This is a genomic window from Mesorhizobium sp. P170090 (assembly GCF_057786115.1).
The window spans coordinates 526,238-542,360 of sequence record NZ_JBYNWH010000001.1; the positions used below are offsets into that span (position 1 = coordinate 526,238).

13 protein-coding genes and 1 tRNA gene are annotated in these 16,123 nt (G+C 63.5%); 5 read left to right on the plus strand and 9 right to left on the minus strand.

Going from position 1 to position 16,123, the window contains the following annotated elements; all coding sequences use genetic code 11:
• The first annotated feature begins 20 nt into the window (after positions 1-20).
• The gene (locus AC3EML_RS02620; RefSeq protein ID WP_023681445.1) at positions 21-902 is read left to right on the plus strand and encodes a MurR/RpiR family transcriptional regulator; all 882 of its coding nucleotides are present in this window, start codon (positions 21-23) and stop codon (positions 900-902) included.
• 3 nt (positions 903-905) lie between these two features.
• Here the strand turns inward: AC3EML_RS02620 and AC3EML_RS02625 are convergent, their stop codons facing one another.
• Together AC3EML_RS02625 and AC3EML_RS02630 are read right to left on the minus strand one after the other, a co-directional pair.
• Positions 906-1,220, minus strand: coding sequence for a DUF167 family protein (locus AC3EML_RS02625; RefSeq protein WP_352520793.1), 315 nt, complete (start codon positions 1,218-1,220; stop codon positions 906-908).
• A 13-nt stretch (positions 1,221-1,233) separates the two neighbouring features.
• A complete protein-coding gene (locus AC3EML_RS02630) occupies positions 1,234-1,524 on the minus strand; it encodes a YggT family protein (RefSeq protein WP_023668602.1) in 291 nt (96 codons plus the stop codon).
• Positions 1,525-1,672: 148 nt separating this feature from the next.
• Between AC3EML_RS02630 and AC3EML_RS02635 the strand changes: the two genes are divergently transcribed.
• Positions 1,673-1,748 (plus strand) — tRNA-Ala (locus AC3EML_RS02635).
• Between the two features lie 47 nt (positions 1,749-1,795).
• On the opposite strand, the gene AC3EML_RS02640 is transcribed toward AC3EML_RS02635, so the two are convergent.
• Together AC3EML_RS02640 and AC3EML_RS02645 are read right to left on the minus strand one after the other, a co-directional pair.
• Positions 1,796-3,757: an acyltransferase family protein gene (locus tag AC3EML_RS02640; protein WP_023834657.1), complete on the minus strand. Its 1,962-nt coding sequence runs from the start codon at positions 3,755-3,757 to the stop codon at positions 1,796-1,798.
• A 103-nt stretch (positions 3,758-3,860) separates the two neighbouring features.
• Positions 3,861-4,469, minus strand: a complete 609-nt coding sequence (locus AC3EML_RS02645; protein ID WP_352520792.1) for a TetR/AcrR family transcriptional regulator — start codon at positions 4,467-4,469, stop codon at positions 3,861-3,863.
• A 107-nt stretch (positions 4,470-4,576) separates the two neighbouring features.
• Between AC3EML_RS02645 and AC3EML_RS02650 the strand changes: the two genes are divergently transcribed.
• The 3 genes from AC3EML_RS02650 (at position 4,577) to AC3EML_RS02660 (ending at position 9,179) form a co-directional block, all read left to right on the plus strand.
• Positions 4,577-5,263, plus strand: a complete 687-nt coding sequence (locus AC3EML_RS02650) for a PspA/IM30 family protein (protein WP_352520791.1) — start codon at positions 4,577-4,579, stop codon at positions 5,261-5,263.
• 111 nt (positions 5,264-5,374) lie between these two features.
• Positions 5,375-5,662 (plus strand): YiaA/YiaB family inner membrane protein, encoded by a 288-nt coding sequence (locus tag AC3EML_RS02655; RefSeq protein WP_023668598.1) that lies wholly within the window; start codon positions 5,375-5,377, stop codon positions 5,660-5,662.
• Between the two features lie 91 nt (positions 5,663-5,753).
• Complete coding sequence (locus tag AC3EML_RS02660; RefSeq protein ID WP_352520790.1) at positions 5,754-9,179, plus strand: acyl-[ACP]--phospholipid O-acyltransferase; 3,426 nt, start codon at positions 5,754-5,756, stop codon at positions 9,177-9,179.
• 47 nt (positions 9,180-9,226) lie between these two features.
• Here AC3EML_RS02660 and AC3EML_RS02665 read toward each other — a convergent pair whose 3' ends face one another.
• From AC3EML_RS02665 to AC3EML_RS02685, 5 genes are all read right to left on the minus strand, one after another.
• Positions 9,227-10,441, minus strand: coding sequence for a hypothetical protein (locus tag AC3EML_RS02665; RefSeq protein WP_023668596.1), 1,215 nt, complete (start codon positions 10,439-10,441; stop codon positions 9,227-9,229).
• A 52-nt stretch (positions 10,442-10,493) separates the two neighbouring features.
• Positions 10,494-11,444: a hypothetical protein gene (locus AC3EML_RS02670; RefSeq protein ID WP_352520789.1), complete on the minus strand. Its 951-nt coding sequence runs from the start codon at positions 11,442-11,444 to the stop codon at positions 10,494-10,496.
• Between the two features lie 128 nt (positions 11,445-11,572).
• Complete coding sequence (locus tag AC3EML_RS02675; RefSeq protein ID WP_352520788.1) at positions 11,573-13,354, minus strand: ABC transporter ATP-binding protein; 1,782 nt, start codon at positions 13,352-13,354, stop codon at positions 11,573-11,575.
• Between the two features lie 187 nt (positions 13,355-13,541).
• A complete protein-coding gene (locus tag AC3EML_RS02680; protein WP_023693232.1) occupies positions 13,542-14,486 on the minus strand; it encodes an acetamidase/formamidase family protein in 945 nt (314 codons plus the stop codon).
• Positions 14,476-16,071, minus strand: a complete 1,596-nt coding sequence (locus AC3EML_RS02685; RefSeq protein ID WP_460221874.1) for an ABC transporter substrate-binding protein — start codon at positions 16,069-16,071, stop codon at positions 14,476-14,478. The genes AC3EML_RS02680 and AC3EML_RS02685 overlap by 11 nt, the downstream gene beginning before the upstream one ends.
• Between the last annotated feature and the right edge of the window lie 52 nt (positions 16,072-16,123).

Below are 16,123 nucleotides of genomic sequence, written 5' to 3' on the forward strand. Positions count from 1 at the left end.
ATGAAGACGACAACCCAGAAATGAAAACGCCGGCCGACATCATCACGCGCCTGCAGCTGATGTCGCAGGACGGCACCAAATCGGACCGCCGCCTGGCCGGCCTCGTGCTGACCGATCTCGACTTCGCCTCCAAGGCGGCAATCTCCGAGATTGCCGCGCGCGTCGGCGTCAGCGAGCCGACGGTCACCCGTTTCTGCCGCAATCTCGGCTGCGAGGGTCTGCGCGATTTCAAATTCTACCTGGCGCAGGCGATCGCTATTGGCGGCCAGTATTTATCGCCCGAACCGCTGAACCGGGACGCGCGCGAGCAGCGCATTGCGTCGGCCATCACCGAAGCGGCAATCGCCGCCATCCAGCGCGCCAGCGAAAACCTCGACATGAAGACGCTGGTGGGCGTGGCCGCGCGCATCGTCAGTTCGGGCAATGTGCTGTGCATCGGCTCCGGTGGCATTTCCTCGATGATGGCGACCGAGATGCAGAACCGGCTGTTTAGGCTGGGCGTGCCGGTGCTGGCGCAGATCGACGGGCAGTTGCAGCGCATGTATGCCGCGGTCGCCACATCGGAGACGACGTTGATCGCGTTCTCGGTGTCCGGCTATGCGCGATCGGTCATCGACGCCGTGCAGGTCGCCCAGCAATATGGCGCCACCACCATCGCCGTAACCCCGCCGGAATCAGCGCTCGCCAAGGCCGCCGATACCGTCATCCAGTTCCAGTCGCTGGAGGACGGCAACATCTACAAGCCGACCTCGTCGCGCTATGCTCTGCTGTCGATCGTCGACATGATCGTCACCTCCGTGGCCGAGACGCGCGGACCCAGGGTTCTCGAAAACCTGCGCCGCATCAAGCAGAGCGTGAACACGCTGAAGGTCGACGATCCGAAGCTGCCGCTGGGGGACTGAGGATTATTCGGCGGCCAGTGCCTCGATGCTCTTCACCAGCGTCGATGGTTCGCCAACCACACGCACCGTCTTCAGCCGCGCCGTGCCGCCTGCAATGACCGACACGACCGATGCCGGAACGCCCAGCGCCGTGGCCACCAGCCGTTCCAGCGCCGCATTGGCCGCGCCATTCTCCGGCACGGCGCGCACGCGCGCCTTCAAATGGCTGCGCCCGTCGGCCGATACCTCGGCGCCTTCGAGCCTGTCCACCGAAGACTTCGGCGTCAGCCGGATAAACAGGTCGATGCCGTCAGCGCGCAAGCGGAATGGCGCGTTCATGCCATCGTCGGGTTCACAGGACCAGCGGCGCTATCGTGGTGAGAATGAGCTGCCTGAGGAAGAACAGGAGCAGAAGCAGGATGATCGGCGAGATGTCGACGCCGCCAAGGTCGGGCATGAACCGACGGATTGGACGCAGCGCCGGCTCGGTCAGCCGGTAGAGCATGTTGCCGATGCTGCCGACGAACTGATTGCGCGAGTTGACGACGTTGAACGCATAGAGCCAGGAAAAGATCGCCGAGGCGATGATGACCCACCAGTACAGGTCCAGCGCCATGACGATTGTTTGAATGAGGGCTAGCATGCCGGTCTCCGATTGTTGCCGACATGTAGCCATTGAGCGCGAAACCGGCAAGGGCCGGTCGCCTACAAGCATCGGGCACAAGGGATTTCGGCAAAACCCCGCCTTGACAGGAAACCGCAGCCTTCGATAAATGCGCCATCCGCTGGACGGGGCTGTAGCTCAGCTGGGAGAGCGCGTCGTTCGCAATGACGAGGTCAGGAGTTCGATCCTCCTCAGCTCCACCAGCGGAATTTTCCTGCCTGTCGACACATCTAAGTTCCGAGACGTCTCGTCAAAGCCCCGCCTTCGCTGCGAGATAGGGCGCCAGGGCAAGCGAGTAGCTGGCGGTCAGATGATGACTGTCCCGCCAGACGATGATGTTGCCGACAACTGCCGGGCATAGTTGCGGCCCGCAAATGGCATCGAGCATATCGATGGCGCGCACATTTTTCTGTCCTTCCGCGGCCAGCGCCAACACGTTGCTCCGCTCAATATCGCTCAGTTTGGTGACGCATTTCGTTGGGGTCGAACTCAGGCATTCGCCCGGGTCGAATTTCATATAGGGCGTGTTGCGGATGGCAACGATTTGCGAGCCGGCGTCCGTCAGCCCGCCCCAGAGACTTCGCAGCCCCTCGATCATCACGTCTTGCTGAACCGCTCCGTAATTGGACTGGCTGGTGAAGATCAGATCCGGTTTCAGCTTTAGGATCTCGGCCAGCACCTTTTCGTGCCACTGCGCGCATAAGACGTTGGGTTTGCCATCCGCCGTGATGGCCACGCGGGTGAATGGGCAGGCGGATTTTGTAAAGGTAACCAGTTTGAAGTTGCGGTCCTTTGCGATCTTGTCCAGTGCCGGCACCCACTGGGCTGCATGAGAATCTCCCACCAGAACCATTGTTTTCGCACCCGTGGGATCGCCTAGAGAGCATCGTTTGGGCTCCGAGCTTTCCTCCTGGTGGCACTTCCTTGCATACACGACCGGCACGTCCCGCCTCAGCCGGGCCAGCGGCGGCAGAAGGTTCACACCGTCCGGGACCACGGCGCCGGAGACGAGAGCGGCGGGCCCAGGGTAGGAAGGCGTGCCGATCAGCGCGGTGTCGATGCGTTCGGTCTTCAGAAAGAGCAGCAGGCTGCCGGATGCGGCCACGCATGTGAGAACCGCCGCGGTGCCGTATCCCAGCGGCTTCCACCAGGCGCCGCCCCGAGCTTGCCGGTAGCGCTGCTCAACATATCGATAGGACAGATCCGATAGAAGCAGGGTCGCCGCAATCAGGCCGAAACCGCCGGCAAGGGTCAGCGAATGACCCTGCGCCTGGGAGATGGTGATCAGCGGCCAATGCCATAGATAGACCGAGTAGGAGCGATCGCCGATGAAACGAAGTGGCAACGAATCGAGCCCACGAAACCGGCCGACTTCAACCTCGCCAGCCAGGATGACCAGCACTGTGGCCAAGGTCGGCAACAACGCACTGACGCCGGGAAATGGAGTTGCAGCGGAAAACAGCAAGGCGGACGCAACGATGCCCAGGATGCCGGCGATCGCCAGCCACTGTCTAGTGAGTGCCGCCAGTCGAAACTGGTGTTCGGTCAGCACCAGCAGACCACCCAGCGCCAATTCCCACAGGCGGGTATGGCTGACGAAATAGGCCTGGGCCGGATCCGTCGCCGTCAAAACGACAGAGGCAACAAGTGATGCCGCGAAAATGAGCGACAACGCCCCGATCAAGCAGGCCCTCAGCGGAAGGTCACGGCGGCGCGCCAGCCAGATCACGCCGATCATCACCAACGGCCAGGCGATGTAGAACTGCTCTTCGATGGAAAGCGACCAGTAGTGTTGCACCGGGCTCGGCAAGGTGTCGGCCTCGAGATAGCTGACCGCAATCGAGGCCAGCCGCCAGTTCTCGACATAAAGAGCGCTCGCCACGATCTGGTTGCCTATTTCCTCCCAGCGCGCCTTTGAGATGAAAAGCAGCGTGCCCAGCAATGCCACCAGCAGCACCAGGGTTGCTGCCGGCAACAACCGTCGCACCCGTCGCGAGTAGAATTCGATCAGTGAAATCCGGCCGCCGCGCAGCGCCATCTGCGCCAGCAGGCCCGTGATCAGATAGCCCGAGATGACGAAAAAGACGTCGACGCCGACATATCCGCCAGGCAGCACATCCGGCCATATGTGATAGACCACGACAAGCGCGACCGCCAAGCCGCGCAGCCCCTGTATTTCGGGTCGAAACCGACGGTTCTGATCGATTGTCACCGGATATCCCCAACAGTCTCAGCCGGCCTGGATCAACCGGCCAGTCCCCGCCACGATCTTCATAAGGGCAGAGTGCCGTGAAGCAAGAGCCGATCGCAGCAGCTCATTCTCTTTCCGCCTTCAGCCCGCTTACCAGCGTGTCGACGAAACCCAGCAGCTCACTTTCGAGATCGGTGGACGCCAGGCCAATGAAACGGTCTTCGAGCGAGATGGTGACGATCCCATGCACGGCGGAGAACAGCGTGCGCGCGCGGGCCAAAAGCTCCGGCGTTGCCGCCGCCGGGAGCAGCTGGGCCAGCGGCTCGACCAGATGCTGGATCAGCACGGCATGTTCGGCCAGATGCCATCCGGGCACCGCCACGCCTGGCGCCATGCGATGCTCGAACAGCGCCTTCCACGCCATGCGATTGCCGCGGGCGAAGCCGAGATAGGCCTTGGCCAGTGCCTTCAGCTTGGCCCTTGGCTCGGCGGCGGCGGTCGCCTCTTGTTCCAACGCCGCCCCAAGTCTTGCCAGCGTGATCGAATTGACATGCAGGATGAGCTCGTCCAGGTCGGCGAAGGCGGTGTAGAGCGCGCCCAGCGCGCAGCCGGCATCGGCCGTGATGTCGCGCGCACGCAGACCGGCGAGCCCCGAGGACTGGATGCGCGCTTGCGCGGCCTCGATCAGCCTGCCTTTGAGGTCCTCGCGTTTGGCGTCCCGTTTTGCGGTCATTAACCTTCTCTTATGCGCAAGCATGAACACCGTTCATTTTCTCCTTGAACGCCGTTCACAATGTGCTACTTTGCCTCATGAACAACGTTCATAGAGGAGAAACGGAAATGTTGAAACAGTTTTTTGCTCTCGTTCGCGGCCGAAGCTACGAAGCCGCCGAGGCGGTCGTCGACCGCAACGCGCTGATAATCCTGCGCCAGCAGATCCGCGATTGCGCCGACGCTATCGCGGCCGCCCGCCGGGCGGTTGCAATTGCCATCGCCCAGAATGAACAGGAAGTCGCGCAGTACAAGAAGCTTGTCCTCCGCATCGACGATTTGGAGAAGCGCACGATCGCCGCGATCGAGCAGGGACAGAATGAACTGGCCCGCGAAGCCGCCGAAACCATCGCCATGCTGGAAGCCGAACGCGACGCCTCCGCCGAGGCGCAGAAAAGCTTCGGCGCCGAGATCGAGCGTCTCAAGCGGATTATCCGCGTCTCCGAAATGCGCCTGCGCGAATTGCAGCGCGGCCAGCGCATCGTTGCCGCGGTCGACTCGACCCAGCGCCTGCGAGAAAGCGCGCCCGGCTCCAGCCTGTCGGCGCTCAGGGACGCCGAGGAGACGCTGCTGCGCCTGCGCACCAGGCAAAAGCAGATCGACGCCACCGCGGCCGCCATGGCCGAGATGGAACAGTCGGGCGATCCTGCCGCGGTCTCAGAGAAGCTTGCGGCCGCCGGCTGCGGCGCGCCGCTGAGAAGCAGCGCCGACGCCGTGCTCGAACGGCTCACGAAGACCATGACCAAGCCGGCCTGATCGTACCCGGCCTGATTGTTATCCAGTCTGATTGTATCCGGCCTGATTGTATCCAGCCTGAAACAGACCCACGCCCAACCAACCTAACCTTGAAACGAAAGGACCATATCGATGACCCCGAACACCTATTCCCCCAAGGACTCAAGCGCCTGGAAGACCTTCACCATGGCCAGTTTCGCCGTTGCCGCCACGATGATGGCCGGCGGCATCTACTTCATGGAGGCGAGCTTCGCCGCCAAGGGGTTTTATGCGATGGCCGCCATCATGCTCGTGCACACCTCGATCACCATCACCAAGACGCTGCGCGACTCGGAAGAGGCAAGCCGCTTCATCAACCGGCTGGAAGACGCCAAGACCGAGAAGTTGCTGATGGAAGTCAGCCGCAGTAACGAAGTGTAACCGGGTTCCCGCTAAACAAGGCTCAACGCGCAAGACCGCTGATCAATCCAGCCAGGATTTTAATCGGTCTTGCCCAATGGAAGTCGCCGCTATGGAAATCGCCCCGATCAATCGTCCGACAGCTCATCTGATGACATCCAGGCGCTTTGCGCCCTTGTTCTGGACGCAGTTCCTGTCCGCCTTCAACGATAATTTCCTCAAGAACACGCTGGTGTTCCTTATTCTGTTCACGCTGGCGGCGGACCAGGCGGCATCACTTGTCACCTTGGCGGGCGCCGTCTTCATGGCCCCCTTCCTGCTCCTGTCGGCGCTCGGCGGCGAGTTCGCCGACCGCTTCGACAAGGCTCTCATAGCCAAGCGTCTGAAATTCGCCGAGATCGCCGCGGCGGGTGTCTCCGTCGTCGGCATCGCCCTGTCGTCCATTCCCGTGCTGATGACGGCGCTGTTGATGTTCGGCGTTATCTCGGCGCTGTTCGGACCGATCAAATACGGCATCCTGCCCGATCACCTCGAACGCAAGGAACTGCCCAAGGCCAACGCCTGGATCGAGTCAGCTACGTTTGCCGCGATTCTCGGCGGCACCATAGCCGGCGGCGTCGTTTCCGCCGATGGCATCGGCGTCGCGGTGTTCGGACCGATCATGATGGCGCTCGCCGTCGGTTGCTGGCTCGTCAGCCGCTACATCCCGTCGACCGGTTCGGCGGCGCCCGACCTTGTCATCGACAAGAACATCTTCCGCTCGACCTGGCGCCAGGTCGCCGAATTGCGCACCGACACGCGCATCTGGCGCGCCGGCCTGATGACGTCGTGGTTTTGGCTGATCGGCGCCATCGTGCTCTCGCTCCTGCCGGTGCTGATCAAGGATTCGCTCGGCGGCAACGAAATGGCCGTCACCGTCTACCTCGCCGTGTTCGCCGTCTCGATCGCCATCGGTTCGGCCATCGCCGCCTGGATGTCGCAGGGCCGCATCGTGCTGTTGCCGGCACCGGTCGGCACGGCGCTGCTCGCCCTGTTCGGCCTGCATCTCGCCTGGACCATCTCCGGCATGACGCCGTCGCCCCAGGCGGAAACCCTTGGCGCATTCTTCGCCGGCCCAAACACGGTCCGCGTCGCCATCGACCTCGCCGGCATGGCCATTGCAGCCGCTTTCCTGGTGGTGCCGACCTTCGCCGCCGTGCAGGCCTGGTCGCCCGAAGCGCGGCGCGCCCGGGTTGTCGCCGCCGTCAGTATCGTCAATGCCGGCTTCATGACTGGCGGCGGCATCATCATGGCCCTGATCCAGACAAAGGTCTCGACCGGCGGCATCCTGTTCGGCCTCGCCGCGGCCAATGCGATTGCCGCCTGGCTGATGCTGAAATATTTGCCGACGAACCCCTTCCGTGACTTCGTCTCCATCCTGTTCCGCGCTTTCCTGCGCCTCGAAGTCGAGGGCATGGAAAACCTCAAGGCGGCCGGCAAGGCACCGATCCTGGCGCTTAACCATGTCAGCTTTCTCGACGGTCCGCTCGCCTTGACGCTGACCGATGAGGAGCCGGTCTTCGCCATCGACTACACCATTGCCCAGGCTTGGTGGATGAAGCCGTTCATGAAACTTGCCCGCGCTTTGCCGCTCAACCCGGCCAAGCCGATGTCGACCCGCACGCTGATCAAGATCGTGCAGGGCGGCGACCCGCTGGTGATCTTCCCGGAGGGACGCATCACCGTGACCGGCGGCCTGATGAAGGTCTATGACGGCGCCGCCATGGTTGCCGACAAGACCGGCTCGATGGTTGTGCCGGTGCGCATCGACGGGCTGGAGAAGACCTACTTCTCGCGGTTGAGCTCGCAGCATGTGCGCCGCCGACTGTTCCCGAAGGTCAAGGTGACCATTCTGGAACCGGTCAAGCTCGAGGTGCCGCAAGAGCTGAAGGGCCGCAAGCGCCGCGCCGCGGCGGGTTCCGCGCTCTACCAGGTGATGTCGGATCTCGTTTTCCGCACCCAGGACATCGACAAGACCGTACTGGAAAAGATCATCGAGACGGCGAACGAACGCGGCATGAAACAGCTCGCAGTTCAGGATCCGGTCACCGGTTCTCTCAGCTACAGCAAGCTGCTCACGGCTGCCGCCGTGCTTGGTGAGAAGTTCCAGAACCTTTATGCCGACCAGCAGACGCTGGGCATCATGCTGCCCAACGCCAACGGCTCTTGCGCGACGCTGCTCGGCGTCATGTCCGCCGGCAAGGTTCCGGCGATGATGAACTTCACCGCAGGTGCTGCCAATATTCTGTCCGCCTGCAAGGCCGCCGAAGTCCGCACCGTGCTGACGTCCCGCGCGTTCGTCGAACAGGCAAAGCTCGGCGCCGTGGTCGAGGAACTCGGTCGCTCGGTCGACATCGTGTGGCTCGACGATCTCAGAAAGACCATCAGTCTCAAGGATAAGCTGCTCGGCTTGCTGCGCAAGTCGACGCCGCGCGCGAAACGCAAGCCCGGCGATGCGGCGGTGATCTTGTTCACCTCGGGTTCGGAAGGCACGCCGAAGGGCGTCGTTCTGAGCCACCGCAACATCCTGGCCAACGCCGCCCAGGCGGCGTCGCGTATCGACTTCCATTCGGGCGACAAGGTGTTCAACGTGCTGCCGATCTTCCACTCCTTCGGCATGACCGCGGGCACGGTGCTGCCGTTGATCTCCGGCGTGCCGGTCTATTTCTACCCCTCGCCGCTGCACTACCGCCTCGTGCCGGAACTGATCTACGGCTCGAACGCGACGATCATCTTCGGCACCGACACCTTCCTCTCCGGCTATGCGCGCACCGCTCACCCCTACGACTTCCGCTCGATACGCTATTGCTTTGCCGGCGCGGAACCGGTCAAGACAGCGACGCGCATGACCTATATGGAGAAGTTCGGCCTACGCATCCTCGAGGGCTACGGCGTCACCGAGACGGCGCCGGTGATCTCCATCAACACGCCGATGTACAATCGCTCCGGAACCGTCGGCAAGATCATGCCCGGCATGGAATACCGCCTCGATCCGGTCCCCGGCGTCGACGAAGGCGGCCGGCTGTTCGTGCGCGGCCCCAATGTCATGGCCGGTTATCTCCGGGCCGAGAAGCCCGGCGTGCTCGAACCGCTGGAGGACGGCTGGCATGATACGGGCGACGTCGTCGCTATCGACGAAGGCGGCTTCATCACCATTCGCGGCCGCGCCAAGCGCTTCGCCAAGATCGGCGGCGAGATGATCTCGCTCGCCGCTGTCGAAGCGCTGGCCGGCGAATTGTGGAAGGGCTCGCTGTCGGCGGTCGCCACGGTGCCCGACGCGCGCAAGGGCGAAAAGCTGATCCTCATCACTGAGGCATCCGGCGCCACACGAGCGGAATTCCTCGCCTACGCCAAGGCCAACGGCGCCATGGACCTGATGGTCCCGGCCGAAGTGCGGGTGGTCTCAAAGGTACCGGTCCTTGGCTCCGGCAAGCTCGACTTCGCCGCCGTGACAAAAATGGTGCGCGACGAAGAGGCCTTGAAGACCAAGGCCGCCTGACCCGGCTACGGCAACGGGCCGACGCAAGAGCCGGCCCGTTCAGATGATCAACCCTTCGCATGCCGCTGCGAGATCAGCATCGCCATGCGCTGGACTGCCCGCAGCTCCATTTCCACGCCCGGCGACGATGCCAGCGCCGGCATGTTGAGCGCCACCACGGTCAACGGCTCGAGCGTCGCCAGCAGCACATGGGTCGCCTCAAATTTCTCGAACAGCCATGCCAGCTGCTCGCGTATATCCTGGTCGACTGGCGCCCCCGGCTGCGTATCGGCGAGCGAGCGCACGGGCTCCTGCTCCAGTGCACGGGCCAGCACCTTCAGGTCGAAGTCGCCGAGGTCCCCTGCCGGCAGGATCAGCGCGCCGTCGACAAGGATATGGCTCTGCAGGCCGCGCAGGAAGCGCGCCGAGTCGGTGAGATCACCCTCGGCCATGTGCTTCAGCAACGAGTCGCGGCGCTTCTCCGCGGTGAGGCTGACGCTGTCATTGTAGATGACTGCCAGCAGCGTCGCCGACAGCACGATCACCACGCCCTGCACACTGCCGCGCCAGCCGAGATCGTCGATGCCGCCCAGCGCCAGCCCGGCGAAAACCGAGCTCAGCGTAATCACGGTAAAGGCGCCGATCGTGTCGCGATGGCCGAGGCTGGCGCGTCCAAGGCCGATCGTCAGCCAGCACAGGAACAGGATGGCGATGCCGCCAAGCCGAACCGGCACTTCGAACAGGCCGGGCCGGTAGTCGGTGACCATGAACGGAATGATCAACAGCAGCGACAGCGCCATGCGCTCGACCGTGCGGTTTTCGGCCGCCGACAGGCTGTCGCGATCGCGCGTCATCACCAGCCAGCCGATGGCGAGAAAACCTCCGAACTGGAAGGCAAGTAGTACCGCCATTCGCCATGGTTCAGCGAAACGTGCCGGGATCGGCGCCAGAAGGAAGAACAGCAGGGCACCGCCGGCGGCGAACAATTTGAGAGCGAACGGCGCGTGCCGGCGCAGCAGGCCTTCGGTCAGCAGCAGTGCGGCCAGCGGCAGCAGACCCGCCGCCGTGATGGTGACGAACCGGAAAAAGGCAAGACCCGTGGTCCAGTCGAGGATGCGGCAGGCAAGCAGCACTGCCAGCACCTTGAGGCCGAATAGAAAGCGCCGCGACAGCGGATCGCCCGTGTCGCGCCCGCCTATGATCGATATCACGACAAGCAGGCCAACCAGCGCCGCTAGCGAGGTGATGGTGTCGGCGACGAGCGTGCCGTCGAGGTTCATCATCGGCCGGCTGCCATCAGCTTGCGGATAAACCGAGACGCCACGAATGAAGCCATCAGCGTGTCCATGGTCTCAGCACATTCCATTGGCGGGTGCTATCGGCCCAGTGAACCACCGGCAGCACCAGCCGCTGCAGCGTGGCGGCCGCGCCGGCCACGGCAAGTGCTGCAAGCGAGCGGCGCGGAACCGTGTCGGCGAGAAAGGTGCGCGCCGACTGGAAGCTCATCTGGCCGATCTGCAGCACATCGTCGCCGCGCCCGTAGTCGAGTTCCTTGCGGCAGAACTCGTTAAAGGTCTCCTCGCGGTGCTTGGCCGTCTCGTCGAAGGTTTTCTTCAGATCGTCCGAGCCGCCCGTATAGGCATTGGTGATGACGAAACGCTCTTCGTCGAAACCCGCTTCGGGGCCGACGCCGAAGACATGGCGGTGCCGCGCCATGATCTGCCGCGCCAGAAGCACATGGGTCAGCGAGCGCCGCGCGCCGGCATGCGGTCCTGGGAACACATTGCTGAACGCCTCCGCGACCATGCCGACGACAGCGGGTACCTGGGTGACATTGGAAATCCAGATCGGCCGCAGTTGATTGCGCAAAAACATCAGGAAGCAGGTCAGGCCGTAGAGGATCCAGCTCAGCCCGCGGCTGCGCTCGTCGGGATCGATCATGACCAAACCGAGGTGCAAGACTTCATAGGGCTTGCCGGCGAGCGATATCTCCATCAGCGCCAGCGAGTTGAAGGCGATCGGCTGCCGGTCGCTGCGCCGGTAGATAATGGTGATGATGGAATGTTCCAGCCGGCTGCGGTCGCCGGAAAACACGCCATAGGTCAGGCTGCCGAACTTCAGTGTCTTGGACGCTACCAGCCGCAGATCGCTGCTCAGCTGCTCCAGTTCGGCAGCCTTCATCCAGCGCCCGGGCCGCTCCACGACGCGCGTCTCGTAGTCGGCGGATACGCGCATGCGCACATCCATGAACCGACCCGGCAGCAGCTGCAGAACCGCCTTGAGCACTATTTTTCCCCGTGGCAAGAACGCCGACCGTATAGTGGCCGCCGTCCACCTAAGACGCGGTAAACCCGAGACGGCAGTTCTTGGTTGTACTCAACAAAGTAAAAGAACAGCTGCCAGCCAGTGCGGGCTCAGCTTTCCGCAGCAACCAGATGGCCGTTGCCGACATCGTTCAGAGCCAGCTTCAGCGGCGCCTCGCCGATCCTGCGGGTGGCGCTCGGTATCTCCTGGTCGAGGCGGGCGAAGCGGCTTCTGCGCTGGGCCGGATCGGGCACCGGCACCGCTTCGATCAGCCGCCTCGTATAGGGATGGCGCGGGTTGGAAAACACCTGGTCGCGCGTGCCCATCTCGACGATCTGGCCGAGATACATGACGGCAACGCGGTCGGAAATGTTCTCGACCACCGCCATGTCGTGCGAGATGAAGAGATAGGCGACGCCGAATTCGCGCTGCAATTCCTTCAGCAAATCGAGCACACGCGCCTGCACCGAGACGTCGAGCGCGGAGACGCTTTCGTCAGCGATGATCAGTTTTGGTCGTAGCGCCAGCGCTCGGGCGATGCAGACGCGCTGGCGCTGGCCACCGGAGAATTCGTGCGGGTAAAGCTCCATCTGGTCGGCCGACAGGCCGACACGCTCGAACAGCGCCCCCACTCGTTCGCGGCGCTCGTCCTTGGAGGCGATGCCATGAATCACCAGCGGCTCGGCGACGAGCTCGCCGACGCGCATGCGCGGATCGAGCGAAGCGAAGGGATCCTGGAAAATCATCTGGACGTCACGGCGCACCGCCTTGCGCTCGTCGCGGCCAAGACCGGAGAGATTGCGCCCGCCAATGACGATGTCGCCGCTATACGGCGCCAGTCCGGCCAGCGCCTTGGCGGTCGTCGACTTGCCGCAGCCGGATTCGCCGACCAGAGCAAGCGTTTCGTTGGGCGCGATCGAGAAGCTGACGCCCTCGACGGCGTGGACGCGGCGGGTGACCTGGCCAAAGATGCCGCCACGCAGATCGAAGCGGACATGCAGGTCGTTGATCTCGGCGACATTGGCCGGTTTCAAGACGTCAATCGCATCCCTGGATTTCTGTCGACCGACGCCACTGCCGATGCGCGGCACGGCAGCCAGCAGTTCGCGCGTATAGTCGGCCTGCGGCTGGACAAAAATATCCGATGTCGTGCCTTCTTCGACCATGCGGCCGTCGCGCATGACGATGACCCGGTCGGCCATTTCGGCAACCACGCCCATATCGTGGGTGATCAGGATGACGCTGGTGCCATGCTGGCGCTGCAGGTCGCGCAACAGCTCCAGCACTTCGCCTTGCACGGTGACGTCGAGCGCCGTCGTCGGTTCGTCGGCGATCAGCACGTCGGGCTCGAGCGCCAGCGCCATGGCGATCATCACCCGCTGGCGCATGCCGCCGGAGAGTTCGTGCGGAAACTGCTTTAACCGGCTTTCCGCCTCCGAAATGCGCACCGCCTTCAACGCCTCGATGGCGCGCCGGCGGGCTTGCGCCGACGACAGGCTGGTATGCGCCTCGATTGATTCGGTGAGTTGCCGGCCGATCGACAGAACCGGGTTGAGCGAGGTCATCGGCTCCTGGAAGATCATGGCGATGCGGTCGCCGCGAATGCGCCGCATCTGGCGTTCGTCGAGGGTTGCTAGGTCGGTGTCGCCCCGATTCCCATCCCGAAGACGGATCATGCCTGACGATATGCGCGCCGCCGGCTGCGGCAAAAGCTGCATGATCGCCAGCGCGGTCATCGACTTGCCGGAGCCGGATTCGCCGGCAATGCAGAGCGTCTCGCCGCGCGCCAGCGTCAGCGACAGGTTGGAGACGACATCGCGCTCGCCGTCCTCGCCGCGCACGCTGACGGAGAGGTTGGCGATGGAGAGGATGGGGTTGTCGGCGAGGGTCATGGTGGGTGGAGCCCTGCGACGGATTGGTTCCGTCGCACCATTCGCACAAACCTTGGCGCTGACCCCCACCCGGACCTCCGGTCCGACCTCCTCACAAGGGGGAGGTAGGGTGGCAGCGCTTTACCCTCCCCCTTGTGGGGAGGGTCGCTGCGAAGCAGCGGGGTGGGGGTGCGGCGCCGACGTACCGTCATTCAAACACGCAACGCGGAAAATAGAACGACACCACCCAGTTCGGCATGTCGACGATCTCGCTGATGCGCAGGTCCCCGCACACCGAGGCCAGCATATAGGCCTCGACCGGATCGATCTGATACCGCCCAGCAAGCAGATCGACCATCTGCGCCACCGCCTCCTTGGCGCCGGTCATCAGGTCCGGCCCGATACCCGTCGTCACCTCATAGCCCTTGGCGTCGAGATGGCGCGTCACCGGACCGGCGGTGGTGAAGCGCGGCGTCTTCAGCCTGGCGTCCTTGACAAGGTCGAGCTTGAGCACGACGTCCATCGGGCTCTCGATCGCCGTGCCGCAGACCTCGCCATCGCCTTGTGCGGCGTGCGTATCGCCGACCGAGAACAGCGCGCCGGCCACCTCAACCGGCAGATAGAGCGTCGTGCCGGCAGCGAGATCGCGGATGTCGAGATTGCCGCCGACCCGCCGTGGCGGCACCACCGAGTGAAGCCCCATCTCAGCCGGCGCATTGCCGATGGTGCCGGCGAACGGCTTCAGTGGTACGCGCGCGTTTTTCCCGAACAGCGCCGGTTCGAGCGCGGCTGCATCGTATTTCCAGATGTTCAGCGCCGGTTCCGTGAAGTCGTCGGCGAGCAGGCCGAAACCCGGAATGTTCGCCGTCCAGCCGAAGCCGGACGGTTTGAACATCTCGATCGTCACCTTGAGCGCGTCACCCGGCTCGGCGCCCTCGACGAAGATCGGCCCGGTCACCGGGTTGACCCCGGCGAAGTCGAGCTTGGCGATTTCGGCAACCGTGCTGTCGGCGTTCAGCTGGCCGCCGGCGGCATCGAGGCACTGGAACTCGATGGTCGCGCCGGGCGCCACCCGCTCGGCCGGGACAAAGGAATTGTCCCAGCCGAAATGGTGGTGGCGCCCATGGATGGTGTAGTCGCAGTTATTGCACATCTTTTACGTACACATTGTCGTAGTTGATCGGGATATGGACCGGGTCGACATAGAGGTTGTCGGCGCCGCCCATGCGCGCGGATTTCATGGTGAAGCGCTGTTCGTTGAAGACCGGCGCCCAGGGCGCGTCTTCCATCACCTTGTCGTAGATGGCGCTCCACATCTTGTCGCGTTCGCCGGCCTTTGCCGGGTCGACCACCGAATCCGCCTCGGCCGCCTTGGCGTCGAGATCCTTGTTGCAATACCACGACCAGTTCCAGCCGCCGGGCACCGCGCCGGCGCAGCCGAGGATCGGGCCGTAGAAATTCGACGGATCGGGGAAGTCGGCGATCCAGGCCATGCCGCCCGACCAGATCATCGGCGCGCCGGCCTTGTCACCGCCGGCGGCGATGACATTGGCCTGCGCCAGCGACTGGATGCTGGCCTTGATGCCGATCGCCGCCAGGTCCTGCTGGATCGCTTGGGCAATGCGCGGGTTGGGATCGGTGTTCATGGCGAACAGCTGCGTGTCGAAACCATCGGCATGACCGGCCTCGGCCAGCAGCGCCTTGGCTTTGGCTACGTCATAGGGATAACCCTTATAGTCCTTGTCGTAGCCCGGCATCGACGGCGGCAGCGGCTGATTGGCCGGCACGGCGCGGCCGTTGATGATCTGGATGATGCGCGCCTTGTTGAGCGCCATGTTGACGGCCTGACGCACCTTCACATTGTCGAACGGCGCCATGGTAGTGTTCATGGTGACGTAGCCGGTGTGCAGCTGACCGCCTTCGACGACACGCGCCTTCTGCTCGGGATCGGCCATCACCTCCTGGAACTTGGCCGGCGGAATGCCGTCGCCGGGAACATCGATCTCGCCCTTCTGCAAGCGCAGCAGCGCCACGATCGGCTCCTGGCCGATCTCGAAGGTGATCTTGTCGAGATGCGGCAGGCCCTTGTGCCAATAGTCCGCATTGCGCTCGAAGACGATGCGCTGTCCCAGCGTCCACTCGGCGAGCTTGAAGGCGCCGGTGCCGACCGGATGCTTGCCGAAATCGGCGCCATATTTCTCGACCTCTTCCTTCGGCACGACATGGGCGAAATTGATGGCCATGACATGCAGGAAGGTGGCGTCGGGCCGGGTCAGTTCGAACTTGACCGTGTAGGGGTCGATGACGGTGACACCGGACAGGCCTTCGGCCTTGCCGGCGGCGACATCGTCATAGCCCTTGATCGAGCCGAAGAAGCCGGCGCCGGGGCTCTGCGTCTTCGGATTGGTGACGCGGTCGAGCGAATATTTCACGTCGTCGGCCGTCATCTCGCGGCCATTGTGGAATTTCACGCCATGGCGCAGCTTGAAGGTGAAGGTCTGGCCGTCGGGCGAAATCTCGTAGCTTTCTGCCAGATCGGGCTTCAAATTGGTGGTGCCTGGCTCGTAATCCATCAGCCCATCGAACAGGCTCTTGATCATCGACCAGTTCTGCCAGTCATAGCCGATCGCCGGATCGAGGGTCGCAACATCGTCCTTGTAGGTGATGGTGATGGCGCCGCCTTGCTTGGCGTTGGGATCGACCGTGTCTTCGGCGCGGACGCTTGTCATGCCGAGCATGAGGGCCAAGGCCGATGCCGCGACTGTGGATGCGAGAAACTTTTTCATTGTT